The sequence below is a fragment of the Segatella copri genome (genome assembly GCF_003465495.1).
Lineage (GTDB): Bacteria > Bacteroidota > Bacteroidia > Bacteroidales > Bacteroidaceae > Prevotella > Prevotella copri_G.
Genome location: NZ_QSAV01000022.1, coordinates 1 through 25,287, shown reverse-complemented (window position 1 = coordinate 25,287; position 25,287 = coordinate 1). Strand labels below are relative to the sequence as shown.

The following is a 25,287-nucleotide window of genomic DNA, read 5'->3' as shown; positions in this document are numbered from 1 at the left end:
CAATTTTCAGTTCTGTTTTTGTTTTTCGAATGTTTTTGCCCATTCCAACACCATATTAATATAGGAAACCCAGAAGCCATAACGGAATCCTGTTGTCCTTGCCTACCTCGGTATTGTATCGGGCGTAGATGATGTCGGGATTGTTGCGCACCTTGTTTGGAGATTGCGCATCGCAGATTCTGAACTTCTTCTCACCATCTACAATGAAGTAGTGGTCCTTGCCGGTCTGGCTTACCTTATGGTCTTTCCAGAGCGAGTTGACGAAGAATGTTTCCATCACCTCCTGCTTGTCTATCTTGATAGGATAGATGGCGTACATCAGGTTGGAGTTGTGCATCATCACCTTGGATGGTTTCTTTGGGAACTCCTGCCCGGTAGGGTAAATCATGTTGATGAGTCGCGCATCAGCAAGATACTTGATGTAGTTCATTACCGTAGCTCTGCTGGTGTTGATCTCTTCGGCAAGCTGGCTCACGTTGGGAGCCTTGGCACCTTCTACAGCTAGCTGATAGAAGAGCCGCTTGATCTTGGTGAGATATTTCAGTTCGATTTGCTTGATGAGGAGGATGTCTACCTCGGTCATCATGTTCATTGTCTTTAGTAGATTCTCTGTGAAGTTGCGGTTCTCCAGGAAGAATGGATAGAATCCATGATGCAAGTAGTCCTGGAAGTATTTCATCGGGCTCACCTTGGGCAGTATCTGCTTGATGATGTGCTCGTGATTGCGCAAGATTTCATCGAGTGTATATGGCTGGAAACTGTTGCCAGTCTGCAGGTTGATAAACTCTCTGAAAGAGAAGCCTCGCAAATTATAGCTTTTCACGATTCCATTGAGCTCAGGATTCTCTTCCTTCAGTCTCATCACGCTGGAACCTGTGAACACGATTCTTAACTCTGGATACAGGTCGTAGCATTTGCGCAGCTCCTTGCTCCAGTCCGACTGCTTGAAGACCTGGTCGATGAGAAGGGTTCTGCCGCCGTGGCGAACAAAGTCACCTGCAAAATCTGCGATTCCTCTGCTTTGAAAATAGAAATTGTTCATATTCACATACAGACACTTGCGGTCAGTAGGGCCAAAGTGCTCCTTGGCATATTGAAGGAGGAATGTAGACTTTCCTACACCGCGTGTTCCCTTTATGCCAATCAAACGGTCGCTCCAGTCGATTTCGTCCATCAGAGTGCGTCTTACTGGTGCGTCCGTATGCTCTACGAGGTATGTATGTGTTCTGAAGAATGCTTCTTCCATGAGTTTATATCGTTTCTAATTGTTTTTACGATGCAAAGGTAATTAAATATTTCTAATTTGCAAACTCTAGATAGCAAAAAGTAACTTTTTTTTTATTATTTAGCACTTGTCTAAGTAAAAATGGGGATTTTCTTCCCTATTTTGCACTTTTCTTTATATCTTTGCACCATGAAGTTACATATTTTCAATCCAGAACATGATTTGGCTTTGGCTGCAAATCTGAAACAGTTCACCGCGCCTCATGCGGGTAGACAACTTAGAAGTGATCTTGCTTTCATTCCGGCTCTTTGGGCGGAAGAGGGCGACCTCGTACTTGTGGATGATATTGATTTTGCGAAGAACAGGGTGCGTCATTTTGGAGCTGAACTGAACAGCAAGGTTGAGTTCATCACCAAGCCTCAGCTGAAGCATCTGCTCAAGACGGAATTTCTGGACAGTGTTCATCCCTGGGGATGGAACCTGTCGCTGAAAGGTGAGTTGGAGCGTTTGGGAATGCCGGAGATTATGTTGCCGACTGATGCTGTATTAAATAAGGTACGCGAGGTGAGCAGCAGGCAATGGGCTGCCCTTCATCTGCAGCGTGGCGTGGAATATGTTACTGAGACGGCTCGCGTCAAAGAACTCATTCTCCAGCACGGCAAAGCTGTTGTCAAGGCTCCCTGGAGCAGTAGCGGGAGGGGAGTGAAATATGTGAGCGCTGAGGACTTCAGAACAGCCGGAGATTATCCTACCTTCGAAAGATGGGTGGCAAACATGATTTATCATCAGGGCGGCGTAACCGTAGAACCCCTATATAATAAGGTGAGAGATTTCGCCATGGAGTTTGAAATGAAAGATGGCAAGGCGCTCTATCGCGGTCTTTCGCTATTCGATACGATCAAGAATGCCTATTCGGGCAATGTGCTCTGCTCTGAAGCCGATAAGGTGGAAATGATGAAACCGCTCATTAGCGAGGCTCAGCTTGCCGGAATCAGACAGCGCATCATCGAGGTAATGGAGCCGGCGCTGAAGGATATTTACAGTGGCCCGTTCGGCGTTGACATGATGATCTGCACGAAAGGGGAGAAGGATGAATTCTGCGAGGCTGTGCTGAATCAGGAAGGTGAGGACGTAAACAGAACCGGACTGGGCGTGGTTCCTTGCATCGAAATCAATCTGCGCAGAACAATGGGACATGTGGCAATCGATCTCTACGAACATCTTGTGGCTAATTCGAGCGATGAGATGAAGACCAATAGGACGAACATCATGCGCGTGGAATATGATGGAAACAGATATCATCTCAGAATAAAGCCTGGCAGACCTTCGGAAGAGGCACCGCTGCATTGATTTTTTGTAAAGAACATAGTTGTTTTTTGTTAAGAAATAGTAAAATCGGCTTTTCCCGTGCAAGGATTAGCCGGTTTTTCATTTTATCTTCAGAACTCACGATTCAGATTCCGATTCGGGAACTGCTTTTAAAAAAGAGGAACAGTCCCTTTGGGTTCAGGAGCGTTGAGTCATTAAAATGAACCAATAAATTAGAGAAATATGTATAAGAAAGTATTTAGTGCAGCTATTTTAGCTTCAGCTGCAATGGCAATGACTTCTTGCAGCTCAAGCAAGAATGCACAGAATGAGAACGCAACAAAGGCTGAGAAGATAACAGAGGCAGAGGCTGCCCGTCCGTCGGCAGATGAGGAAATGGACGAGAGTTATCTTATCCTCTCAGAGGCTCAGCAGAACATTGTGAAGAAGAATAATGATTTCGCTTTCAAACTCTATCAGCAGATTAGCGGCATGGATTCTGAGGTGGTTTCGCCGATGAGCATCGCCTATCTGATGGGAATGCTTGCAAATGGTGCCGACGGCAAGACTCAGCAGGAGATTCTGAAGGCAATTGGTTGCGAGGGCGTGAGCGTAAAGGAACTCAACAACTGTTATAAGGCGCTGATGCTTTCGGCTGGCAAGCTCGACAAGCAGACAACCGTAAACATTGCCAATTTTATCGCCATCAATAAGAATTTCAGATTGAACAGTGATTTCGCTCACACCGTGGCCGATTCTTATCAGGCTGGCGTGGAGAGCATGGACTTTACCTCTCCTAAATCTGCCACTCGCATTAATGACTGGTGCAAGAAGCAGACTAAAGGCATGATTCCTAGCATCATCGACCAGGTAGACCCTGCAGCCGTTTCTTACCTCCTGAATGCTATTTATTTTAATGGAACCTGGCAGGAGAAGTTTGATGCGAAGAACACTAGACTCGAGAACTTCAGCGGTTACACTCGCGATATTAAGAAGGTGAACATGATGCACCTGAACAAGAAGTTTGCCTATACAGAAAATGATATGTTGCAGGCTGTAGAGCTGCCATACGGAAATGGAAGTTATCAGATGACCGTTCTTCTTCCTAAGGCTGGCAAGAGCATCAGCGAGGTGATGAAGGAGATGGATGCTGATAAACTTCAGAAGTTGAGTAATGACATGGACCGTTGCCAGGTAGATTTAAAATTCCCTAAGTTTACCACAGAGATGGATTTGTCGCTCAACCAGATTATTAGTAAATTGGGAGCTCCAAGCATCTTCCAGCCAGGCACGGCAGATTTCAGCCGTTTTGCCAATGGCAGCTTCTACGTATCGAAGATGTTGCAGAAGGCAAAGATTGAGGTAAGCGAGCGTGGAACAAAGGCTGCTGCCGTAACAGCTGCTGTGATGCTGACCTCACTGGGTCCTAACGAGATGAAGCGTGTAGAATTTCATGCCAACCGTCCATTCGTTTATTTCATTACCGAACGTAACAGTGGCGCCATTCTCTTCATGGGTCAGTTCCTGGGAGAATAATAACAGAGAATTTGCAGGTTCTTAAAACTAGAAAAGCGAAAGCCAAGTCCGTAATCCGGAATCTGGCTTTCGCTTTTTATTTCGCTTAATTCACTTGTTTACTCCTGAAACTTTTCAATGAACTCATCCTCAGTAATGATTGGAATATTGAGTTCATGGGCTTTCTTGTTCTTCGAACTCTGCGAAGCTGCATCGTTGTTAATCAGGAAGTTAGTACTCTTGCTCACGCTTCCCGTTACCTTGCCGCCCTGGCTTTCAATATAAGCCTTCAGCTCGTTGCGGTTCTTGTAATGATGCACATCTCCCGTTACGACGAAAGTCAGCCCCTGGCATTTATTTCCTGTTTCTACAGGCTCCTGCTCCTCGATAATCAGCTCGGATAGCAGATGCTGCACATGCTGGAAATGAACATCATCCTTGAACCAGGCGATAAACTTGGCACTCTTTTCAGGTCCAATACCATCAATGCTTGCAAACTCATCGTCAAACATGCTCAGGCGCGCAGTTTCTATCAGTTCCTTCACCTTGTAACGGCTGAGTAGTTTTTTAGCCACATCGCCGCCGCAGAGCGGAATATTCAAGGCGTAGAGCAGATGACGGCCATCAGTATGGCGGCTCTTCTCAACACTCTCCAGAAGATTGCTTACACTCTTCTTGCCAAATCCTTCGAAACAGGAAATCTCGAATGCATAATTCTTCAGTTTGTAGAAATCTGCATATTCCCTGATAAAACCATGATTGATGAATTTCCAGACAGTCTGTTCTGAGATTCCGTCAATATTGATTCCTTCCTTGCTGACGAAGCGGGCAAATTTCTTAAGTTGTTTGGCTGGGCAGGCTGCATTGGTGCAATGGAGAGTCTTGGTGCCGCTCTCACTCTCGCGCACTACGGCTGGCGCATGGCAAACCGGACATTCGTTGGGAATGACAAAACTCCCCACAACCTCTGTAATATTGATTACCTTCGGGATAATCTTATTGGCCTTGATGACCTGCAGTCTGGTTCCCTTGTCACCAATGCCCAGACGCTCGCATTCGCTTACATTGCAGAGCGAGGCACGCTGCACGGTGGTTCCTTCTAGTTCTACCGGTTTGAAAACAGCTACAGGCGTGATGGTGCTGGCTGCGCACGACCATTCGATGTGGTCGAGTACGGTGTCAGCATGTTCATCTTGCCATTTAAAGGCAAATCCTGCCCTCGTAGCGTGGTGGCCTGTAACCGACCCCGTAGCTGCATAAGCCGTATCATCGTAACAAATCACCAGTCCGTCTACCGGGAAAGGATTCTTCTTGCTTGTCACCTTTTCCGTAAACTTGTCTATTTCCAGCTGGATATTTTCTGTGGTAGGGTGGTCAATACGCTCACGTTCTACAGGATTCATTCCCAGGTCTTTCAGCATTTGCATGCGTTCGCCCCATGAGGTAAGTTCCCGCTCAGTATAAACCAGGGTGAACGGAATCCATTGGATGTGGCGCTGCTTCACCTCTTCAATATCCTTCAGCGTGAGTGAGCCTGAAGCGAGGTTTCGTGGATTGGCGTAATCGCCTTCGCTTTCGATGATGAACTGTTCGAAATCAGTATACGAAATGACGGCTTCTCCTCTTACTACAAGATGTCCTTTCTCTGAAATGGTACCAGGAATGCCTGAAATGGCTGGAGCCAAATGGGTAATGTTGGTGCCGATGTGTCCGTTACCGCGGGTAACAATCTTGGTGAGTTTTCCGCCGTCATAGGTTACTACGAGGGTCAGTCCGTCCAGTTTCCATGAAATCCAGATAGGGCGGTCTTCTGCCCATTTTACAAGATCACTTACCTGTTTGGTCTTTGCCAGAGAGAGGGCGGCAAATTCATGCTCCTCTTTCTTTCCTACGATAGAATCTTCTGACACGCGATTAGTAGGGGAGTCAGGCAGAATTTCGCCTGTTTCCTCTTCCAATCTCTTGAGCTGGTCGAAAAGGGCATCCCACTCATAGTCGGTCATGAGTTCGCCTTTTCCGTTATAATAACTATCCGAAGCTTGGTTGAGTCTTTCAACCAAGCTCTTCATCTGCAATAGTTTCTCTTCCATAATGAATGTTTGAGGATGTTAATCAAATGTTGTGTTTTTCGATGGCAAGAAATTATTCTGCAGGTTCCATGGCTATGGAGAGTTTTTCAAAGGCGAAACGCTGACCTCTGTTTCCTCCATAGTTTACACGTCCGCAGATGCAGAAACCCATCGAAGACAGAAGGTTAATCATCGGCGTGTTGTCAAAGTTGGTGTCAACCTTGATGCTAGGTATTTTTTCTACCTCGCACATGCTGTTCACCTTACTGATGAAAATACGCGCTAAACCTTCACGCTGGAAACTAGGCAACGTGGCAAAGCGATGTATTACATAATAATCGCCATCAGTAATCCAGTTGCCTACTAATTTCTTATATTTGGGTTCACCATTTAATATGACTGCTCCATAGACAACTACCTCTTCATTTACTGTCAGAACGAAGGCATTGCCATTTTCTATGTCTTTTCTGATGTCTTTTTCTGATGGATATTCCTCAGTCCATTGATGACGTCCCGATTCTATCATACTTTGGCGAGCCTGGTCGATGACTTTCCAGCAAGCAGCAAAGTCCTTTATATACGCCGGTCTGAAGTTTGTCTTCATATTAATTACGCTTTTATTATTCGGGTGCAAAATTAACAAAAAAAAACGAATTAAACTAAAAAACGGAGGAAAAACTTCACTTTTTTTGTTCGTTTTCCTCCGTTTTTCTTGTTTGCTGCTCATTTTGAGCGGTTTTTCCTTTGCTTTTTGCTAGGAAGCCGGGTGAATAAGATTCTACGCCAAGCACTTGTCGAGCTCAGCAATGATAGCATCTTTCTGTTCCTTGATATGCTGACCGATGAATACGATTTTTATCATGCGGTCGCCCAATTCCTGATCCCATTCCTTCTGCAGCTGTGGATTATTCATCAATACCTGGGCGAGTTCGTCTTTCGGCATGGTAGCCAACCATTGGCCAGCCTGCTTTACAGTCTTCTGCTTGCCAGCCTGTTCGAACACGTAGCACATGTCCCGTTCATCATCGAAATAGCAGATTCCCTTGGCGCGAACCACGTCTCTAGGCCATTTTCTTGCTACGAAATCATCGAAGAGGCCCAGGTCGAAAGGCTTGCGGCGATAGTAAACGAAGGTGCCGATTCCGTATTCCTCAACTTCTCCGCCTTCATGATCATGGTCATGGTCGTGATGATGATGTTCATGCTCGTGGTCATGGTGGTCATGATGATGATGCTCATGTTCGTCTTCCTCGTCATGATCGTGATGATGGTGATGATGTTCATGTGCTTCTTCTACATCATCTTCTTCATGCTCTTCGTTTCTTTCTGATTCAATCTCCTGAATCCAACCGGCTGAAGTGGCTACGGTTTCCCAATCAAACTTCTTGGTATTGACGATCAGATTCAAGTCAACGTCACCATAGTTGCATTCAAAGATTTCTGCCTTAGGCTGGATGGCACGGATAATCTGCTTAAGGTGCTCCAGGTCCTTAGGTTCAACCTCTGCAGCCTTGTTCAGAAGAATGATGTTGCAGAACTCAATCTGCTGGATGACGAGCGAAGCTAGATCTTCCTCATCTATATTCTTCTTCATCAGGTCGCTGCCGTTGGAGAATTCATCCTTCATGCGCAAAGCATCTACTACGGTAACGATGCTGTCAAGGCGCAGAATGCCATTCTCGATGTACTGAGGACCGAGGGATGGGATAGAGCAGATGGTCTGTGCAATAGGAGCAGGCTCGCAGATTCCGGAAGCCTCGATGACAATGTAATCGAAACGCTTCATGTCTACGATTTCCTTGAGCTGTTCTACCAGGTCCATCTTCAATGTGCAGCAGATGCAACCATTCTGGAGAGAAACAAGCGAATCATCTTTCTGACCTACTACGCCACCTTTTTCTATCAGGGCTGCATCAATATTGACTTCACCAATATCGTTGACGATGACGGCAAATTTAATACCTTTTTCGTTAGCTAAAATCTTGTTGAGAAGGGTTGTCTTTCCACTACCCAGGTAGCCTGTCAAAAGCAATACAGGCACTTCCTTCTTTGCGTTCATATTAAAATATTTTAATGTTATACTTCTTAGAGCCAGTCTGCTGATAATGCTGCTTTCTCGGGCAGCTGTCATCTGGCAGCCTGACGGTTTTGCGAAACTGCAAAGATTGTGCCACACCTTATTTTTTGCCATCTTTTTTTCCTACACCCCTTTTTTGTCAGTTATCTTGTGTTATTTTTAGGTTATATTTCATGTTTTTCTCATTTTTCTTTGGTGGTTTCAACTAGAAATAGTATATTTGCAGAGAAAATCTGTTTCAAACAGCACATAAACTTAATGAATAAACATAATATACATAAGTTAAGATGAAAAAGTTTAAGGTTTTAGTTCTGACGGTTGTGGCAGTCCTTGCGCTGTCATCTTGCGGCACTACTCAGACGGTGCCTCTGACCGGTCGCACTCATCGCATCTCTGTATCCGATGAGCAGGTTCTCAGTCTGTCTAATCAGGAATACACAAAGTACATGGCTTCTGCCAAGAAGTCGACCAATGCAGCCAATACGGCGATGGTTCAGCGAGTAGGAAAAAAACTTGCCAATGCTGTTGAACTCTATTTGAAGCAGAACGGATTTGAAGCTGATGTGAAGAATTATTCATGGGAATTCAACCTGGTACAAGATAAGTCAGCCAATGCATTCTGTATGCCTGGCGGTAAAATCGTGGTTTATGAAGGACTTTTGCCTTACACTCAGAATGAAACCGGTTTGGCAATCGTTTTGGGTCACGAAATAGCTCATGCTGTGGCTAAACATAGTGCTGAGCAGCTCACCAAACAGCAGAATCAGCAAACCGGTACAAGCATCCTGGGAACTGTGTTGAACCAGACAGTTGGTAATGGTGTAGGTAATGTGGCAAGTGCAGTTGCCGGACGGTATTTCTCATTCCGCAATCTGAAGTATTCCCGTGATAATGAAACCGAGGCAGATTACATGGGACTTATCTTCGCTGCCATGGCTGGTTACGATCCTCAGCAGGCCATTCCTTTCTGGCAGCGAATGTCGCAGGGCTCTAGCAGCAATCAGAGTGATATTTTCAGTGATCACCCTTCAGACACCAAGCGTATTGCTGACTTGCAGAAGGAAATGCCTACTGCGCTGAAGTATTATAAACCTCAGACAACTTATAAGGTAGGTTCTACGAGCAAGACTTCTACAACCAAGAAGACCAGTAGCAAAAAGAAGACTATAACCCGCAGAAAATAAGGAATTTTCCAAATCTCTCGAATCCGAAGAATCAAATTAAAATAGTTAAGTATGGAGTATTTATCTCATAACCTTTGGCTGGTATGGACGTCGGTGATGTTCATCTGCCTCATCTTAGAGTTGTCTTCCGGCGATTTCTATGTTACTTGTTTTGCCATTGGTGCGCTCATCAGCATTCCTGTGGCTTTAGTAGGAGCACCTTTCTGGGTGCAGGTAGTGGTTTGGGCTATCTGCTCTATGCTTAGCATCTGGTTGGTTCGTCCGCATCTGCTGAAATCGCTACACAAGGGTGGGGAAGACCGCCGCAGTAACGCCGATGCGCTGGCAGGACAGATAGGGGAAGTGACTGAGATGATTCCTGCCGGAGGATACGGCAGGGTAAAGCTGGATGGAGATGATTGGAAAGCGGAAGCTCCACATCTTGCCGAACCGCTTGCTGTAGGCGATATGGTTCGAATCTTAGGTCACGAATCTATCATCCTCAAGGTAGAAAAAGTTTAGGTAAGAAAAGTTTAGAGTCAACATTATTCACTTAATCGTATAAACATCATGAACATAGGAATTTATGTGCTGGTGGCTCTAGTAGCACTTGCACTCGTAGTGGTTAAGAAAACCATCGTTATCATCCCTCAGAGTGAGACGAAAATCATAGAGCGTCTCGGACGATATTTTGCTACGCTCAAGCCGGGTATTAATGTCATCATTCCTTTCATTGACCATGCCAAGGATATTGTGTCTATGAGAAACGGAAGATACGTTTATACAAACAGCATCGACCTTCGTGAACAGGTCTACGATTTCGACCGTCAGAACGTAATCACTAAGGATAATATCCAGATGCAGATAAATGCGTTGCTCTATTTCCAGATTGTGGACCCATTCAAGAGTGTGTATGAAATCAACAATCTGCCAAACGCCATAGAGAAACTGACTCAAACTACCTTGCGTAATATAATAGGTGAGATGGAACTTGACCAGACTCTTACCTCCCGCGATACGATTAACACCAAACTCCGTGCTGTTTTGGATGATGCTACCAATAAGTGGGGAATCAAGGTAAACCGAGTGGAGTTGCAGGATATTACACCTCCAGAGAGTGTACTCCAGGCGATGGAAAAGCAGATGCAGGCTGAACGCAACAAGCGTGCTACCATCCTGACTTCTGAAGGTGAGAAGGAAAAGCAGCGCCTGCTCTCAGAAGGTGAGAAGGCTGCCATCGTGAACAAGGCTGAGGCTGCCAAACAGCAGGCTATCCTAAATGCAGAAGGTGAGGCTACTGCCCGCATCCGTAAGGCTGAGGCCGAGGCTATTGCCATTCAGAAGATTACGGAAGCTGTAGGACAGAGTACGAATCCAGCCAACTATCTCCTGGCCCAGAAATACATCAGTATGATGCAGGAAGTAGCACAGGGTAAGGATAATAAGGTGGTTTATCTGCCATACGAGGCAACCAATCTCTTGGGTTCTATAGGAGGAATCAAAGACCTTTTCAAGGGATAAAGACCTCTGAGTCGATGGATAATGCCCTTTGACTCAAGAAATAAAGCACTCAGACATCAGTAAACTGTAACTTCAGTAAATATATAAAACAGGATAAAAATGAAGAAAATCTGTATCGTTGCAGGTGCAAGACCTAACTTTATCAAGGTTGCGCCCGTAATTAGAGCAATTCGTAATGCTCAGGAAGCTGGTAACGAAATCAGCTATCAGTTGGTTTACACAGGAAAAGAGGATGATCCGACTTTGGAATCTTCTCTTTTCGATGACTTAGGCATTCAGAAACCGGATGCTTATCTCGGCGTAGACTGTCCAAACATGAACGAACTTACCGGACAGGTGATGGGTCAGTTTGAGCGCTATCTGCAGCAGAATGCTACAGATGTTGTCATTGTGGTTGATGATCTGGCTTCAACCATGGCTGTGGCTATTGTTACCAAGAAGCAGGGGGTGCAGCTTGCTCATATTGCAGCCGGAACCCGCAGTTTTGACATTACCATGCCAAAGGAAATCAACCGTCTGGTGATTGATGGCTTGTCAGATATTCTCTTTACCGCTGGCATTTCAAACAACAGCATCGCCAACAAGGAAGGTGCAGAATTGTCTAAGGTTTACATGGTAGGAAATGTGCTTATCGACAACATCCGCTTCCTTCAGTCTAAAATGCAGCGGCCTGAAGTCATGGACGAGTTTCATCTGAAAGAAGGAGAATATATGGTTCTGACCTTGAACCGCAAGGCCATCGTCAATAACATTGATGAGATGAAATCGCTCATTTCTGTCATAGATGAAGAGGCGCGCCAGGCTGGAGTGAAGGTGATTGCTCCGCTTCGAGGTAAAGCCTTGGGCTTCGTGCTCGCATTCAAGGCTTATCAGGAAGAGAGTAATCATCAGAGTGGAATCCAGGTGGTTCAGCCGCTCGATTATCTGTCGTTTGCTTATCTTACAGCTCACGCCAAAGGTGTGATTACCGATTCGGGTAATGTGGCTGAAGAAGCTACCTTCAATGGGGTTCCTTGCATTACGCTCAACAGCTATACTGAGCATATTGAAACTGTAAAGGTGGGTACAAACGAACTGGTTGCTGAAGATCCGGAGTTACTGAAGCAAACTATGCAGAAACTTCTGAAGGGTGAATGGAAGAAAGCGGGCATTCCTGACAGATGGGATGGCCGCTCAGCAGAAAGAATAGTCCAGATTCTCGCTGAATAGAATCTTAACTCATAGGTATAATCTCATGGAGAGAGATAATTCTATGTAAACTGATTCTTTTCACAATAAACTTAGAGGTTCACTTCAATATGATTATATTGAAAAGTGAACCTCTTTCTTTTTATGCTTTATCTTTTTCTTAACTTAAAACCATCCTTTTCCTTAATCCTTTTCAGGCGCCTTTGGCACAGGATAGTCGTATTGCTTGAAATAGGCTGGCGTCTTATTATCATACCATACTCCTTCTACGTTTAAGCCGATAGAGAAAGTCTTTTTGGAATTAGTGTATCTTACACCGGCTCCTAAAACGTTGGCGCCAGGTACTCCCATTCCGTAGCCACCCGGCATGATTCCTCTTCCCATCCCCCAAGGATACATTCCGTAGCCCCAAGGCGAATAGCCGTATGGACCATAGCCATAACCGCCATAACGGCCGTAAAGAGAATTGTAATTGTTGGCTACACTAAGCTGACCGTAAACGTAAGCCTCCCAATGCTCATTAAACTGGTAGCCCAGAATGCCGTAGACTCCACCGTCATGATAACTGTCTCCACCATAGTTTACGTTGTTGATATAAGTGCCCAGAGCCAACCAAAGTTTGTTGTCTTTGGTGAGTGGCGTCAGGTAGGTTGCATCGATGGTCTGAGTGAAACCGCCTCTGTGAGGCACATTCTTGCCGAATGTGGCAAAGGCAGAAAGATCTACCGAGAGATTCAATCCCTTGTGCAGCCCCCAGCCATAGCCCAACGGATAACTCAAGCCGTTGGTAAGGTTGGAGATGGGATTATTATAATAGGTGCTGTCTAGCGAAGCATCACCCAGCAATCCGTTTTTGCCGAGAGTTTCTTTCTTATCTGATAGTCGGGCAGGAGTCATATATGCATTTTTCACCGGTTTTCCCTGATAAATCATAGGTTTTCCTGCCTGGTAAACCGTATCGCCAGGCAGCAACCATTCTTCGCGCGGACTGTCCGGACTGTGCAATGGTCCGAAGTTTACCTGTTGCTGTGCACTTACTTCTGTAGTGAGGAAAGTGCAAAAAGCGATGATAAAATATATTTTTTTCTTCATAATTGATTGCATTTTCTGTCTTCTGCTGCAAAGATATGAAGAATGTATGAAACAAAGGAACTTTTCCCACATAAAAAATCAATTTTTTAGAATAAAATCATTATCTTTGCATCCGATAACATAAATAGATGTAAAATTATACAAAAATATGAAGAAGATCATCAGATTATTGACACTCGCTCTTCTTACGGTGCCTGTTATGACATTCGCTCAGAGTGAAGACAATCAGAACACATCAGAACCAGCCGGAAAAGTTGTGGCGTCTAAGCCCGATTCTCTGCTCGACTGGGAAACACCGCACGATCCAACCTGCCCTCAGGTGTTGCTGGAAACATCGGTGGGTAACATTCTCGTAGCTCTCTACAACGATACTCCCAAGCATCGGGATAATTTCCTGAAACTTGTCAATTCGGGCTATTATGATGGTTGCATCTTTCAGCGTGTCATCAAGAATTTCATGATTCAGGGTGGCGATTATTCATGCAGAAAGGTGAACATGGAAAAGCCGCAGAAGTTTGATGTAAACTATACGGTTCCGGCAGAAATCATCTATCCTAAATATTATCATAAGCGCGGACAGCTCTGTGCTGCTCGCGAAGGAGATGATGAAAATCCGGCCAAAGCTTCGGCGTCTACTGATTTCTACATCACCTGGGGCAGAAATTTTTCTCCCCGGCAGATGGAATATTATGTAGAAAAACTGAAACGGGACGGCAAGTATTACGCCATTCCTTCAGAACAGTTGCAAAAGGGCTACATCAAGCATGGTGGTGTTCCTCACCTTGACAACGGCTACACTGTATTCGGAGAGGTGCTTGAAGGCATGGATGTGGTTGATAAGATTCAGAATGTGGCTACCGATAAGGCGAACAACGACAGACCTCTCACGGATGTCATCATTCTGAAAGCCAAGCAGATGAAGTAACTTTCTGATGGTAAACTGAAGAAATAAGTAACTGAGCCCATTAAAAGAGAAAAAATCGATAAGTAAAAATATTAAATACGAGAAAAATGAAGTCATTAAAGGAATTATATAGAGTAGGTAAGGGGCCATCGAGCAGTCATACGATGGGGCCTCAGCGTGCAGCCAAACTTTTTCAGGAGCGTTGCCCTAACGCTTCTTATTATGAAGTAACCCTCTATGGAAGTCTGGCTGCTACAGGTAAGGGACACATGACTGATGTGGCAATAGAAGAAGTGCTCAGACCTCATAAAACTGTGAATATTATCTGGCAGCCACAGACTTTCCTGCCTTATCATCCCAACGGAATGAAATTTGTGGGCAAGGATCTGAACGGCGATATTATTGATGAATGGACCGTTTACAGCATTGGTGGTGGAGCTATATCAGATGGTACTGCCGGCAACGAAGAGCTGGGCGCCAAGGATGTTTATGATCTGAACAAGCTCGCCGACATCAAGCAATGGTGCTATGATAACGGACGCTCATTCTGGGAGTATGTTGAGAAATGCGAATCGGATGATATCTGGGATTATCTCGACATGGTTTGGCAAACGATGAAGCAGAGCATCAGGAATGGTTTGGACCATGAAGGTGTTTTGCCGGGTCCGCTGAAGCTACAGCGTAAGGCTGCCACCTATTATATAAAGGCGAAGGGTTACCGTGCTTCCCTGCAGAGCCGCGGCTTGGTTTATGCTTATGCGCTGGCTGTGAGCGAGGAGAATGCTTCGGGTGGCACCATCGTTACAGCTCCTACCTGTGGCGCCTGCGGTGTATTGCCAGCTGTACTCTACCACATGTTTACTTCTCATGATATGAGTGAACAGCGCATCTTGAGAGCCTTGGCTACAGCCGGATTGGTAGGCAACATCGTAAAGCAGAATGCTTCTATCAGTGGTGCTGATGTAGGTTGCCAGGGCGAGGTAGGTGTTGCCTGCGCCATGGCTTCGGCTGCAGCCTGCCAGCTTTTCGGAGGCAGTCCGGCTCAGGTAGAATATGCTGCCGAAATGGGATTGGAGCATCATCTCGGAATGACCTGCGACCCGGTTTGCGGACTGGTTCAGATTCCTTGCATCGAGCGAAATGCCTTTGCTGCCGCCCGAGCTTTGGATGCAGACCTCTACGCTTCCTTCTCAGATGGCCATCATACCGTATCTTTCGACCGTGTAGTTGAAGTAATGCGACAGACGGGTCATGACCTACCTTCGCTTTACAAGGAAACAAGCGAAGGCGGTTTGGCAAAGGGATTTCCAAGAGACATTTAGTCATAAAATGCTTCGCTGAATCATAAAATGTTTTTCAGCTATTTTATTCTGTTTGGTAAGAGGGCTTTTATTTTGGCACGCTATTTGTAAGTCCCCTTGCCAAACAATAATAAAGTAAATACGAATAAAAACATTTTATATTATGGCACAGAAAGGTAATATTGGTGTAACGACAGAGAACATTTTCCCTGTCATCAAGAAATTCTTATATTCAGATCACGACATCTTCCTCCGCGAGATGGTTTCAAACGCCGTAGATGCTACACAGAAGTTGAAGACTCTTGCAGCTCAGGGCGATTTCAAGGGCGAGATAGGCGACACAACCGTTCGTGTCTCTCTCGATGAGAAGGCTGGAACCTTGACTATCAGCGACCATGGTATAGGTATGACAGAGGAGGAAATCGATAAATATATCAACCAGATTGCATTCTCAGGCGTAACTGACTTCCTCGACAAGTATAAGGAGAATGCCAACGCCATCATCGGCCACTTCGGTCTCGGCTTCTATTCTTCTTTCATGGTAGCCAGCAAGGTAGAAATCATCACTAAGAGCTACAAAGAGGGAAGCAAGGCTGTAAAGTGGAGCTGCGATGGTTCACCTGCTTTCGAAATCGAAGATGCAGACAAGGCTGAGCGTGGTTCAGACATCATCCTCCATATTGCTGATGATTGCAAGGAATTCCTGCAGAAGAACAAGATTGAGGAACTTCTGAACAAGTACTGCAAGTTTATGGCAGTGCCTGTTGCTTTCGGCAAGAAGACGGAGTGGAAGGACGGCAAGAATGTGGAGACTGATGAGGATAACATTATTAATAATGTGGAGCCTCTCTGGACCAAGGCTCCTAGTACACTGAAGGATGAGGACTACAAGAAGTTCTATCACACCCTTTATCCGATGCAGGACGACCCGTTGTTCTGGATTCATCTGAATGTAGACTTCCCATTCAATCTCACGGGTATTCTCTACTTCCCACGCATCAAGAGCAGCATCGACATGCAGCGCAACAAGATTCAGCTCTATTGCAACCAGGTGTTCGTAACCGACCAGGTAGAAGGCATTGTACCAGAATTCCTCACATTGCTTCATGGTGTAATCGATTCACCGGACATTCCGCTGAACGTAAGCCGCAGCTACCTGCAGAGCGACAGCAACGTGAAGAAGATTTCTACCTACATCACCAAGAAGGTAGCCGATCGTCTGAACTCTATCTTCAAGGAGAACCGCAAGGAGTTTGAAGAGAAATGGGATGATCTCAAGATCTTCATCAACTACGGAATGCTCTCTCAGGAAGATTTCTACGAGCGTGCAAAGGACTTCGCACTTCTGAAAGATGTTGAGGGCAAGTACTTTACTTTCGAGGAGTACAAGACGCTGATTAAGGACAACCAGACCGATAAGGACGGCAACCTGGTTTATCTCTATGCCAACAATAAGGAAGAGCAGTATTCTTACATCGAAGCTGCCAAGCAGAAGGGTTATTCTGTACTCCTGATGGAAGGTCAGCTCGATACGCCGATGGTAAACATGCTGGAGCAGAAGCTGGAGAAGAGCCGCTTTACACGTGTTGACGCCGACATTATCGACCGCCTCATCGTGAAGGAAGATGCTAAGAAGACCGATTTGAGCAAAGAGCAGTCTGACAACTTGACAGAAGTATTCCGCTCTCAGATGCCTCAACTCGACAAGACAGAATTCTTTGTTGAGATTCAGGCTTTGGGCGAACAGAACCAGCCAGTGCTCATCACTCAGAACGAGTACATGCGCCGTATGAAGGCGATGAGCCAGTTCCAGGCAGGCATGAACTTCTACGGTCAGATGCCAGACAGCTACAACATCGTACTGAACTCAGACCATGCTCTGGTAAAGAAGGTATTGGAAGATGCTGAGGCCAACACTGCTGAAACATTGAAGCCAATCCTTGCAGAAATCAAGGGTCAGGAAGCTCGCCTTGCCGTACTCCATCAGGAGCAGAACAAGAAGAAGCCTGAAGAGATTACCCAGCAGGAGAAGGATGATGTTCACAACACAGAGAAGGCCATCAACGATGAGAAGGCTAAGCGCAACGAAATCATCTCGGGCTATGCTAAGAACAACAACATTGTTCACCAGCTCATCGACCTCGCCCTGCTTCAGAACGGTATGTTGAAGGGTGCTTCGCTCGACGCATTCCTCAAGAGAAGCGTTGACATGATTAAGTAATCCAACCTGTAAAAAGGTTTGAATTAAGAAATAAAACTTTGCGATGCGTAACATTTCATGTTACAAATTGTTTCTATCATATGTGCTAAATGTTTCAAAACGAACATTTAGCACATTTTTTTTCGCTTTCCTTTGGTGGCTTTCCTTTTTTTTATTACCTTTGCAATATCGATAAACGAAAAACATGATTAAAAAAATCGCCATCATGGAACAAACAAATTCAAATTACAGCATTATTGCTGATTATTACTCTGAACACTACAACGAGCTGAAGTTGTATGTCATGTCCCGTTCGCTTCCGGCAGACGAGGCTGAAGACATCGTGCAGAATACTTTTGTGCGATTACTTCGAGGCGATAAGATGATTACGCCTGTTACTTTACCTTGTTTTGTATACACCATTGCCAAGAATCTGATTATCGATTATTACCGGCGCAAGCATAAGATTGAGGAGTATGAACACTTCCTGGGAGCTAGTGACTGGATGGGAAGATATGATGTTGATGGCGAATCTGTTTTCTCTGCCCAGCAGACCAACGAGATTCTGGAGCGTGGCATTGCCCGGCTCACAGAGAAGAGAAGCAAGGTTTACCGCCTGAATCTCTTCGAAGGAATGCAGGTGAGCGAGATTGCCCAAAGTCTGAACCTCGGATATAAAGCGGCTGAGAATCGTCTGACTCTGGCTAGAAAAGAAATAAGAGATTTTATGAAAAAAGAGTTGGCTAGTTAAAATGCTAGTCAACTCTTTCTGTTTATTCTTACTGCCTTGCTGAAAGGCAATTCTTAACTGTTTTTTTTTAGTTTTCCTTAAACCCGATTACTCTTGTCAAACCTTTATCAAGATAAAAGGTTTGGGTTACTTCCTGCTTCTCGCCCTGATGGTTGGTCAGCTTGTATGTAGCCCTTAAATATAATAAGGTGTCGGGATAAGCTGCATCATTATAATCAATATTCTTCTTGACGTAAGGCAGTTTGCTGACATTTTGTCGCATCACCTTCATCTGGTCGAAACTGATCATGGCGGTAGGAGTGAGGCGGGAGAATCGCTCATAGCTGCAGTCCTGATCAACGAGGTTTTCATTAAGAAAATCCTTGACCAGAGATTGAGCCTTGTGCTGATCGCCACACGAGGTGAACATCAGCACAAGTCCTGAAACCATGACAAACATCATTTTCTTTATCATAGACATCTTCTTTTTTATTAAGCTGTGCTGCTTTTATGAAGCTCGTTGCTTTATTTAGCACGCTTGCTTATTTAGCCACGCTGCGGAGAATCTCCAGCAAGTGATCCCAAACCATCTCTACAGTAGGAATGAGAAGAGCCTCGTCTGGGGTGTGAACATTGCGAAGGGTAGGACCGAAACTTACCATATCGAGCTCAGGATAACGCTCTGAGAAAAGACCGCACTCCAAACCGGCATGAATACCCTTTACCAATGGCTTTTTGCCGAAGAGCTTTTCGTAAGCCTTCACAGCCAGGTCGGTAAGCTCGCTGTTGGCGCGCATCTTCCAGGCAGGATACTTGTCGCCTACAGTTACCTCGGCGCCAGCCAGAAGGAAGGCTGCCTTTACGGTGTTGGTCATGTTCGCCAGATTGCTCATCACGTTACTTCGCTGAGAAGCTACGATGTTGATGCTGCTTTCATCGGTCATCACGCTTGCCACATTGCTTGAGGTTTCTACCATCCAGGCAATCGCCTCATCCTGACAGGTAGTAAGCGGACCGTTGTCTACAGCCTGGAGAGCCATTACGAACTTGTCAGCTACAGCTTTCTCGATGACAGGTGCTGCATCGCTGCTGCTCATATTGAACAGCATAGCCTGTTCGGTTACGTGGAATTCATCTTCTACTTCTGATGCAAAGATGTTCCAATCGGCACGAACCTGTTCCTTATCAGCATTCTTGACGGCGAAAACAATCTTTCCGTCGCGAGGAATCGCATTGTGCATTTTGCCGCTGTTGAAGCTTACGAGGCGCAGACTTCCATCCAGTTTCTCATTTTCGAGGAAGAGGAAGCGGGCAAGAATTTTGATGGCATTGGCGCGCTTCTTGTTGATGTCATCGCCCGAGTGACCACCGTTGAGCCCCTTCAGCGAAGCTTCCATGAAGAAATAACCCGCAGGAGCCTCTTCGCGTGAGAAGTGGAAAGTGGCATGGGTTGTCTGACCACCGGCACAGGATACGAAGATTTCGCCCTCATCCTCTGAGTCAAGATTGATGAGCATCTTTCCGGTCATAAAGCCCGCCTTCATGCCGTGAGCACCGGTCAGTCCGGTTTCCTCATCACGTGTAAAGACGCACTCGATAGGACCATGCTCAATATCGTTGCTTGCCAGGATAGCCAGTTCGATGGCGCAGCCTATACCGTCGTCAGCACCCAATGTAGTGCCTTTTGCCTTAAGCCATTCTCCGTCTACGTAAGTCTGGATGGCGTCTTTGTGGAAATCGAAATCCACATCTACCAGTTTATCGCAAACCATGTCCATGTGGCTCTGCAGGATGATGGTTTCAGCATGCTCGTAGCCTGGAGTGGCAGCTTTACGGATGAGCACATTACCAGTTTCATCTACCAGCGTTTCGAGCTGATGAGCCTCACCGAAAGATTTCAAAAACTCAATCATGTTCTCCTCGTGCTTGGAAGGACGAGGTATTTCGTTGATTTTTGCGAACTGCTCGAACACGAGAGCAGGCTTCAATTCACTTTTATTCATTTATTTTCTATTATTTTGTTTTGATAAAACATTTATTTCTGCTATTTTGTTTTGGTTATTCCCAAAAAAATAGTACCTTTGCACCCAAAAGTGCACTAAGGCACTGCAAAGGTAATAAAAATGATAAAATTAATGTTATTAAGCGTGTTAATAATTGCTATCTGCATGGCATTATTTTGCGTAAAGGTGATTTTTAAGAAGAACGGCAAGTTCTCTTCCCAGCATGTGCATGACAATCCGGGCTTGCGCAAGCAGGGCATTCATTGTGTGGTGGATCAGGACCGCGAGGCAAGGGAAGCCAACAAGGCTTATTAGAAAATAGTAATAATATAATATGATAGAAAAAATGAGAAAGAACATTTTGAGTTCAGTGGCAATTGCAGCTGTTGCTGCCCTGTCATTGGCATCATGCAACAAATCTCAGCCTCAGGTAGAGGCTAAGTCAGAGAGCAAGGCTCCTGCTGAATTGAAGATTGCTTATGTAGAGGTAGACTCTATCATGACTCAGTATACCTTTGCTAAGGAGTATTCTTCTATCTTGGAGAAGAAGGGTCAGAACATTCAGGCTACTATTGCGCAGAAGGGCCAGCAGCTTCAGGCAGCAGCAGCCAACTTCCAGCAGAAGATTCAGCAGAATGCTTACACCCGCGAGCAGGCTGAGGCTATCCAGGCTGGACTGCAGAAGCAGAATAACGACCTGCAGGGCTTGCAGCAGCGCTTGAGCAACGAGTTTGCTGCTGAGCAGGAGAAGTACAACAAGGCACTTCACGACAGCATTGCCAACTATCTTGCCCGCTACAACAAGGACAAGAAGTATAGTATCATCTTCTCTAAGAGTGGTGACAACCTGCTCTATGCTGACAAGGCTTACGATATTACAAAAGAGGTGATTTCCGGCTTGAACAAGGCTTACAAGGGAAAGCTGAAGAAAGAGGAGGCTGCTCCTGCTAAAAAGTAAGAGAAATGCTTCGTAAGGAAAGATACGATTTTATATTGAATCATTTCAGAAGTGCGCTGCCGAATGTAACTACCGAGTTGCAGTTCGGTAGCGCATTTCAGCTTCTGGTGGCTACCTTGCTTTCTGCGCAATGCACCGACAAGCGCATCAACATGGTTACGCCTGCTCTCTTTGCCCGTTATCCTGATGCGCAGCACATGGCACTGGCGAGCGAGGAAGATATTTATGAGTTGATCAGTTCGGTGAGTTATCCGAATGCCAAGGCGAAGCATCTTGCTGAAATGTCTCGCCAGCTGGTTGATATGTTCGGAGGTGAGGTGCCTGAGGCTGCGGATGATTTGGAGAAGTTGGCAGGAGTGGGGCGCAAGACGGCGAATGTGATTCGTGCCGTATGGTTTGGTCATGCTACGATGGCGGTGGATACGCATGTTTACCGTGTGAGTCATCGTATGGGTTTGGTGCCGAAAACGGCAGATACGCCCCGAAAAGTAGAAGATTATCTGATGAAACACATTCCGGCTGAGGATATTCCGAATGCGCATCATTGGATTCTGCTGCATGGCAGATATATTTGCAAGAGTACGAAACCGCTCTGCGATAAATGCTTTTTTAATGAATATTGCCCAAAACTATTAAAGGACAGTAAACTTTAGGTAGTTATTAGTGATTAGTGATTAATTAGTAGTGATTAGTTTGTTAATCACTAATCACTACTAATTAATCACTAATTAAAGTTTTATTGTTTTATTCAAGAGATAATTATCCAGAATCACCATGGCAGCCATGGCTTCAACCACTGGCACGGCTCTTGGCAAAACGCAAGGATCATGACGGCCGCGGGCAGTCAGCGTGGTGGCATTTCCTTCCAAATCTACCGTATTCTGCTCCATCAGCAGAGTAGCAATTGGCTTAAAGGCAACACGGAAATAGATGTCCTGACCATTGCTCAAACCGCCCTGTATTCCTCCGCTATGATTGCTCTTTGTTGTAATACGGGCAGCAATATCCTGATTCACAGCAGCAGCATCAGCTGGCGTCTCTGCAGCATCAGCCTTCGGGATAAAGACATCATTCTGCTCACTTCCGCGGGCAGTAACTCCGGCAAATCCCTCACCATATTCAAAACCCTTCACGGCGTTAATGCCAAGCATGGCAGCACCCAGTTGGGCATGAAGCTTGTCAAACTCAGGCTCGCCCAATCCTACCGGGCACCCCTTGATGACGCAAGTGATGATTCCGCCAATCGTATCGCCGTCGGCCTTAACCTGGGCGATGAGATCTTCCATTTCCTTCGCCTTCCGCTGGTCAGGACAGCGCACCGGATTATCTTCTATGGTGTTAAGGTCATACAGATGATAATCTTTCTCCAGCGCGATGCTGCCCACCTGCGATGTATAAGCCGTGATGCTGATGCCCAACTGTCGCAAGGCAAGTTTAGCCAAGGCTCCGCCTACGCATCGGGCAATGGTGATGCGGGCTGAAGAACGGCCGCCGCCACGATGATCGCGTACGCCATACTTCTCGTGATAGGTGAAATCTGCGTGAGAAGGGCGGAAGAGACAGCGCATGTTCTCATAGTCCTGAGAATGCTGGTTCTGGTTACGCACCTCAAAACCGATAGGGGTTCCTGTTGATTTGCCTTCGAACACACCACTCAGAAACTCTACCTTGTCAGCTTCCTTTCTGGCCGTAGTGATGTGGCTCTGTCCTGGACGTCGGCGGTTCAGCTCGCTCTGGATAAAGTCCATGTCGATTTCTATGCCTGCAGGAAATCCGTCAATAACGCCTCCTACTGCTATTCCATGACTCTCTCCAAACGTAGTGAGAGTGAAAAGATTACCAAATGTATTCCTCATTACCTTATATATTATAAAGGTGTTTATTACTTGTTGCAGCCGCCTTCGCAACCACCTTCACAGTTGCCATCCTTGCAGTCGCCACCGCAGTTGTCGCAGCCACCTGAGCAGCCGCCACCTTCGCCGCTGATCATCTGAGCCATCTTGGCAATCTCCTCAGCAGTAGCCTCGCGGCTCTCGAGAATCTGACCGCAGAAGTTGAGCTTCAAGCCAGCCAATGGGTGGTTCAGGTCGCAGGTTACCTTTGTATCGCTGATGTTCTTCACTACTGCGTTGAAGTGGTTGCCATCCTCGTTCTGCAATGGGATGATAGCGCCTACCTGTACGTGCTGTGCATCAAACTGGCCGTTGATGGTAAAAATCTGCTTGTCGAGCTCCAGTACGCGCTCATCATAGTGCTGTCCGTAAGCCTGCTCTGGGTCCAGCTGGAAGTCGAACTCTTCACCTTTAGCCAGGTCTACCACCTTCTCTTCGAAAGCTGGCAGGGTAACACCCATACCGCTGATGAAGATGAACGGACGCTCGTCGGTTGTGCGCTCGATGAGCATCTCCTCGCCGTTGTCACCATTAGTTACATCATACAGTGCGTATGAAACTACAATAAACTTGTTTTTGTTGTTTGTTTCCATTTCTATATTTATTTTTTATTATTTCTTTTTCTTTTCTGAATACTTACGCTCTTTACCATCTCCATGCGTTCCAGATAGATAGGGCGCCATTTGTCGATGATGTCCTGCAGACTTTTGCTCTTCTGCGAGAGTTCAGCATATTCCTCGCCGTCGGTCAGATTCTCTTTCTTGAGATCCAGCATTCGGGCGATGAGCTGTTTCTGGTGTTCCTCAGCCGCCTTGAGCTGGTTACCCAGTTTCTCGAGACTTTCCATAAAGGCGAGTGCCTTGTCTATATGATTTTCCTGTACCATTTTGCTTGTTTTATAGGTTGAATCTTTTGCAAAGGTACAAATAATAATTGGTATAAACGAAGAAAAAGGGCTTTTTTTTCGATGATATTACAAAATGATAGAGAAAATGTAATATCTCTAACGTTCTGACGCCTTTTTGGGTGTATTGTTGTTGATTTAAGTCAAGAAATAGACGGAAAACTGAAAATACCCCAAGAAATGTTTGCGCACACAGAGAAAAGTTCGTATCTTTGCAGCGTCTTAAAGAAAAAGACTATAGGATAATGTTTAACAGAGCCGGCGTCTACGGATGTGCAGGACTCACAAAATTAAAGAAAGGTAAAAAGATTATGAAGAAGATTATGGTATTAGCAGTAGCTATGTTTGCAATGGCAACAGCTACTTTCGCAGCAGAAGAGGAGACAAATGCAACAGCAGCTTACAACATGAATGTAAAGATGTCTAGCTTGGCAGATGCTTTGAGCTTGAACATCGACCAGGTAGAGGCTGTAGCTGATGTACACAAGAACTTCACCGCAGACATGATGAATGCTGCAACAGCAAAGGGTGAGGAACGTTCTGCAATGATTGACAAGGCTGTTTTGAAGGATCTCAAGTACATGCACGTTATCTTGAACAACAGTCAGTATCGTAAGTACGTGATGCTTCTCAACACAACTCTTATCAACCGTGGTTTGAAGTAATCATCTTTTTATAGATGAGAAAAATAAGAGAGAGATTTAAAATAAGAATCCCAGTCGAGGTTTTATCCTGACTGGGATTTTTTTTTGGCTTTTGGGCCTTCAGTCCGTACTTTAACTATTTGCTAAGCTTAGCTTCCTGATATGCGAAAGTTCAGTTAACTTGATAATCAGTCAATATCTATTAATTGGAAATGCTTGTTGAAGGTCAAATCCAATCCGTTAGCCAGTTCTACCTCGTATTCATTCTTGTTCATTTCAATCTTTTTCACCGATTGTCCTGCATAATTATCCATCAGGTAATTCCTGATGGCTTGCGGAATCAGCTGCTCTGGCACGGTGGCCTGCTTGCAGTCAATCTCTGTAAGATTTCCCTTTTTGTCGAACTCCAGCTTCGTGCCATTCTGCAGAACCACGTCGTAGCTTCTGCTCACAACTCCCGACTCAATGGTAGCAAGCATCACCTTCTGATCATTGAAATGCTGGCTGAGTAAGGTCTGAGCCTTGGCAGGAAGTGCATTTACAGAGATAGGCTTGTCGTTGCCCGCATTCGCCACCATATTGCATGAAACCAT

25 protein-coding genes are annotated in these 25,287 nt (G+C 45.5%); 14 read left to right on the top strand and 11 right to left on the bottom strand.

Features of this window, described 5'->3' with window-relative positions:
• Positions 1-55: 55 nt before the first annotated feature.
• On the bottom strand, positions 56-1,246 hold the full coding sequence (locus tag DWV53_RS08075; RefSeq protein WP_118152836.1) for an ATP-binding protein: 1,191 nt from the start codon (positions 1,244-1,246) through the stop codon (positions 56-58).
• Positions 1,247-1,414: 168 nt separating this feature from the next.
• Here DWV53_RS08075 and DWV53_RS08070 point away from each other — a divergent pair, with 168 nt between their 5' ends.
• Together DWV53_RS08070 and DWV53_RS08065 are read left to right on the top strand one after the other, a co-directional pair.
• Positions 1,415-2,575 carry a hypothetical protein gene (locus DWV53_RS08070; RefSeq protein ID WP_118152834.1) on the top strand — a complete coding sequence of 387 codons (1,161 nt, stop codon included), beginning with the start codon at positions 1,415-1,417 and terminating at the stop codon, positions 2,573-2,575.
• Between the two features lie 201 nt (positions 2,576-2,776).
• On the top strand, positions 2,777-4,069 hold the full coding sequence (locus DWV53_RS08065; RefSeq protein ID WP_118152833.1) for a serpin family protein: 1,293 nt from the start codon (positions 2,777-2,779) through the stop codon (positions 4,067-4,069).
• A 98-nt stretch (positions 4,070-4,167) separates the two neighbouring features.
• Here the strand turns inward: DWV53_RS08065 and ligA are convergent, their stop codons facing one another.
• From ligA to DWV53_RS08050, 3 genes are all read right to left on the bottom strand, one after another.
• Positions 4,168-6,138, bottom strand: a complete 1,971-nt coding sequence (gene ligA / locus DWV53_RS08060; RefSeq protein ID WP_181985904.1) for an NAD-dependent DNA ligase LigA — start codon at positions 6,136-6,138, stop codon at positions 4,168-4,170.
• 52 nt (positions 6,139-6,190) lie between these two features.
• A complete protein-coding gene (locus DWV53_RS08055) occupies positions 6,191-6,721 on the bottom strand; it encodes a GNAT family N-acetyltransferase (RefSeq protein WP_006846667.1) in 531 nt (176 codons plus the stop codon).
• Between the two features lie 174 nt (positions 6,722-6,895).
• Positions 6,896-8,176, bottom strand: coding sequence for a CobW family GTP-binding protein (locus DWV53_RS08050; RefSeq protein WP_118152831.1), 1,281 nt, complete (start codon positions 8,174-8,176; stop codon positions 6,896-6,898).
• A 305-nt stretch (positions 8,177-8,481) separates the two neighbouring features.
• On the opposite strand from DWV53_RS08050, the gene DWV53_RS08045 reads away from it, so the two are divergent.
• From DWV53_RS08045 to DWV53_RS08030, 4 genes are all read left to right on the top strand, one after another.
• A complete protein-coding gene (locus DWV53_RS08045) occupies positions 8,482-9,378 on the top strand; it encodes a M48 family metallopeptidase (protein ID WP_118152829.1) in 897 nt (298 codons plus the stop codon).
• Between the two features lie 51 nt (positions 9,379-9,429).
• Positions 9,430-9,879, top strand: a complete 450-nt coding sequence (locus DWV53_RS08040; protein WP_117586546.1) for an NfeD family protein — start codon at positions 9,430-9,432, stop codon at positions 9,877-9,879.
• A gap of 48 nt (positions 9,880-9,927) precedes the next feature.
• Entirely contained in the window at positions 9,928-10,878 is a 951-nt protein-coding gene (locus DWV53_RS08035) for an SPFH domain-containing protein (RefSeq protein ID WP_117694779.1), read from the top strand.
• Positions 10,879-10,977: 99 nt separating this feature from the next.
• Positions 10,978-12,087 carry a UDP-N-acetyl glucosamine 2-epimerase gene (locus DWV53_RS08030; protein ID WP_118140541.1) on the top strand — a complete coding sequence of 370 codons (1,110 nt, stop codon included), beginning with the start codon at positions 10,978-10,980 and terminating at the stop codon, positions 12,085-12,087.
• 162 nt (positions 12,088-12,249) lie between these two features.
• Here DWV53_RS08030 and DWV53_RS08025 read toward each other — a convergent pair whose 3' ends face one another.
• On the bottom strand, positions 12,250-13,158 hold the full coding sequence (locus tag DWV53_RS08025; protein ID WP_118152827.1) for a hypothetical protein: 909 nt from the start codon (positions 13,156-13,158) through the stop codon (positions 12,250-12,252).
• Positions 13,159-13,306: 148 nt separating this feature from the next.
• Here DWV53_RS08025 and DWV53_RS08020 point away from each other — a divergent pair, with 148 nt between their 5' ends.
• From DWV53_RS08020 to DWV53_RS08005, 4 genes are all read left to right on the top strand, one after another.
• A complete protein-coding gene (locus DWV53_RS08020; RefSeq protein ID WP_118152825.1) occupies positions 13,307-14,083 on the top strand; it encodes a peptidylprolyl isomerase in 777 nt (258 codons plus the stop codon).
• An 86-nt stretch (positions 14,084-14,169) separates the two neighbouring features.
• Positions 14,170-15,384: an L-serine ammonia-lyase gene (locus tag DWV53_RS08015; RefSeq protein ID WP_118152823.1), complete on the top strand. Its 1,215-nt coding sequence runs from the start codon at positions 14,170-14,172 to the stop codon at positions 15,382-15,384.
• A gap of 142 nt (positions 15,385-15,526) precedes the next feature.
• Entirely contained in the window at positions 15,527-17,584 is a 2,058-nt protein-coding gene (htpG, locus tag DWV53_RS08010; RefSeq protein WP_118152821.1) for a molecular chaperone HtpG, read from the top strand.
• 205 nt (positions 17,585-17,789) lie between these two features.
• Positions 17,790-18,314, top strand: coding sequence for an RNA polymerase sigma factor (locus DWV53_RS08005; RefSeq protein WP_118152868.1), 525 nt, complete (start codon positions 17,790-17,792; stop codon positions 18,312-18,314).
• Between the two features lie 67 nt (positions 18,315-18,381).
• Here DWV53_RS08005 and DWV53_RS08000 read toward each other — a convergent pair whose 3' ends face one another.
• Both DWV53_RS08000 and DWV53_RS07995 read right to left on the bottom strand, forming a co-directional pair.
• Entirely contained in the window at positions 18,382-18,768 is a 387-nt protein-coding gene (locus DWV53_RS08000) for a hypothetical protein (protein ID WP_147468755.1), read from the bottom strand.
• Between the two features lie 67 nt (positions 18,769-18,835).
• Positions 18,836-20,296, bottom strand: coding sequence for an aminoacyl-histidine dipeptidase (locus DWV53_RS07995; protein WP_118152817.1), 1,461 nt, complete (start codon positions 20,294-20,296; stop codon positions 18,836-18,838).
• Between the two features lie 120 nt (positions 20,297-20,416).
• Between DWV53_RS07995 and DWV53_RS07990 the strand changes: the two genes are divergently transcribed.
• The 3 genes from DWV53_RS07990 to nth are packed head-to-tail and all read left to right on the top strand — an operon-like array spanning position 20,417 to position 21,907.
• Complete coding sequence (locus tag DWV53_RS07990; protein ID WP_117586554.1) at positions 20,417-20,611, top strand: hypothetical protein; 195 nt, start codon at positions 20,417-20,419, stop codon at positions 20,609-20,611.
• Between the two features lie 31 nt (positions 20,612-20,642).
• Positions 20,643-21,254, top strand: coding sequence for an OmpH family outer membrane protein (locus tag DWV53_RS07985; protein WP_040552750.1), 612 nt, complete (start codon positions 20,643-20,645; stop codon positions 21,252-21,254).
• A gap of 5 nt (positions 21,255-21,259) precedes the next feature.
• A complete protein-coding gene (gene nth, locus DWV53_RS07980) occupies positions 21,260-21,907 on the top strand; it encodes an endonuclease III (RefSeq protein ID WP_118152815.1) in 648 nt (215 codons plus the stop codon).
• Between the two features lie 75 nt (positions 21,908-21,982).
• Here nth and aroC read toward each other — a convergent pair whose 3' ends face one another.
• The 3 genes from aroC to DWV53_RS07965 are packed head-to-tail and all read right to left on the bottom strand — an operon-like array spanning position 21,983 to position 24,032.
• Positions 21,983-23,110, bottom strand: coding sequence for a chorismate synthase (aroC, locus tag DWV53_RS07975; protein ID WP_118152813.1), 1,128 nt, complete (start codon positions 23,108-23,110; stop codon positions 21,983-21,985).
• A gap of 26 nt (positions 23,111-23,136) precedes the next feature.
• Entirely contained in the window at positions 23,137-23,739 is a 603-nt protein-coding gene (locus DWV53_RS07970; RefSeq protein WP_117694761.1) for an FKBP-type peptidyl-prolyl cis-trans isomerase, read from the bottom strand.
• A gap of 8 nt (positions 23,740-23,747) precedes the next feature.
• Positions 23,748-24,032, bottom strand: a complete 285-nt coding sequence (locus DWV53_RS07965) for a hypothetical protein (RefSeq protein WP_006846647.1) — start codon at positions 24,030-24,032, stop codon at positions 23,748-23,750.
• Positions 24,033-24,361: 329 nt separating this feature from the next.
• Between DWV53_RS07965 and DWV53_RS07960 the strand changes: the two genes are divergently transcribed.
• On the top strand, positions 24,362-24,715 hold the full coding sequence (locus tag DWV53_RS07960) for a hypothetical protein (protein WP_118152866.1): 354 nt from the start codon (positions 24,362-24,364) through the stop codon (positions 24,713-24,715).
• Between the two features lie 167 nt (positions 24,716-24,882).
• On the opposite strand, the gene DWV53_RS07955 is transcribed toward DWV53_RS07960, so the two are convergent.
• Positions 24,883-25,287 (bottom strand): PepSY-like domain-containing protein (locus DWV53_RS07955; protein WP_259318942.1); only part of this gene is annotated, 405 nt, incomplete at its 5' end.

Excerpts from the sequence above, each read along its gene's own strand:
- DWV53_RS08025 (WP_118152827.1), bottom strand. The coding sequence starts at position 13,158 with ATGAAGAAAAAAATATATTTTATCATCGCTTTTTGCACTTTCCTCACT.
- nth (WP_118152815.1), top strand. The coding sequence starts at position 21,260 with ATGCTTCGTAAGGAAAGATACGATTTTATATTGAATCATTTCAGAAGT.
- DWV53_RS08035 (WP_117694779.1), top strand. The coding sequence starts at position 9,928 with ATGAACATAGGAATTTATGTGCTGGTGGCTCTAGTAGCACTTGCACTC.
- DWV53_RS07960 (WP_118152866.1), top strand. The coding sequence starts at position 24,362 with ATGAAGAAGATTATGGTATTAGCAGTAGCTATGTTTGCAATGGCAACA.
- DWV53_RS08040 (WP_117586546.1), top strand. The coding sequence starts at position 9,430 with ATGGAGTATTTATCTCATAACCTTTGGCTGGTATGGACGTCGGTGATG.
- DWV53_RS08075 (WP_118152836.1), bottom strand. The coding sequence starts at position 1,246 with ATGGAAGAAGCATTCTTCAGAACACATACATACCTCGTAGAGCATACG.
- ligA (WP_181985904.1), bottom strand. The coding sequence starts at position 6,138 with ATGGAAGAGAAACTATTGCAGATGAAGAGCTTGGTTGAAAGACTCAAC.
- DWV53_RS07990 (WP_117586554.1), top strand. The coding sequence starts at position 20,417 with ATGATAAAATTAATGTTATTAAGCGTGTTAATAATTGCTATCTGCATG.
- DWV53_RS08020 (WP_118152825.1), top strand. The coding sequence starts at position 13,307 with ATGAAGAAGATCATCAGATTATTGACACTCGCTCTTCTTACGGTGCCT.
- DWV53_RS07970 (WP_117694761.1), bottom strand. The coding sequence starts at position 23,739 with ATGGAAACAAACAACAAAAACAAGTTTATTGTAGTTTCATACGCACTG.
- DWV53_RS07995 (WP_118152817.1), bottom strand. The coding sequence starts at position 20,296 with ATGAATAAAAGTGAATTGAAGCCTGCTCTCGTGTTCGAGCAGTTCGCA.
- htpG (WP_118152821.1), top strand. The coding sequence starts at position 15,527 with ATGGCACAGAAAGGTAATATTGGTGTAACGACAGAGAACATTTTCCCT.
- DWV53_RS08065 (WP_118152833.1), top strand. The coding sequence starts at position 2,777 with ATGTATAAGAAAGTATTTAGTGCAGCTATTTTAGCTTCAGCTGCAATG.
- DWV53_RS08015 (WP_118152823.1), top strand. The coding sequence starts at position 14,170 with ATGAAGTCATTAAAGGAATTATATAGAGTAGGTAAGGGGCCATCGAGC.
- DWV53_RS08050 (WP_118152831.1), bottom strand. The coding sequence starts at position 8,176 with ATGAACGCAAAGAAGGAAGTGCCTGTATTGCTTTTGACAGGCTACCTG.
- DWV53_RS07965 (WP_006846647.1), bottom strand. The coding sequence starts at position 24,032 with ATGGTACAGGAAAATCATATAGACAAGGCACTCGCCTTTATGGAAAGT.
- DWV53_RS08030 (WP_118140541.1), top strand. The coding sequence starts at position 10,978 with ATGAAGAAAATCTGTATCGTTGCAGGTGCAAGACCTAACTTTATCAAG.
- DWV53_RS08000 (WP_147468755.1), bottom strand. The coding sequence starts at position 18,768 with ATGATAAAGAAAATGATGTTTGTCATGGTTTCAGGACTTGTGCTGATG.
- DWV53_RS07985 (WP_040552750.1), top strand. The coding sequence starts at position 20,643 with ATGAGAAAGAACATTTTGAGTTCAGTGGCAATTGCAGCTGTTGCTGCC.
- DWV53_RS08045 (WP_118152829.1), top strand. The coding sequence starts at position 8,482 with ATGAAAAAGTTTAAGGTTTTAGTTCTGACGGTTGTGGCAGTCCTTGCG.
- aroC (WP_118152813.1), bottom strand. The coding sequence starts at position 23,110 with ATGAGGAATACATTTGGTAATCTTTTCACTCTCACTACGTTTGGAGAG.
- DWV53_RS08005 (WP_118152868.1), top strand. The coding sequence starts at position 17,790 with ATGGAACAAACAAATTCAAATTACAGCATTATTGCTGATTATTACTCT.
- DWV53_RS08055 (WP_006846667.1), bottom strand. The coding sequence starts at position 6,721 with ATGAAGACAAACTTCAGACCGGCGTATATAAAGGACTTTGCTGCTTGC.
- DWV53_RS08070 (WP_118152834.1), top strand. The coding sequence starts at position 1,415 with ATGAAGTTACATATTTTCAATCCAGAACATGATTTGGCTTTGGCTGCA.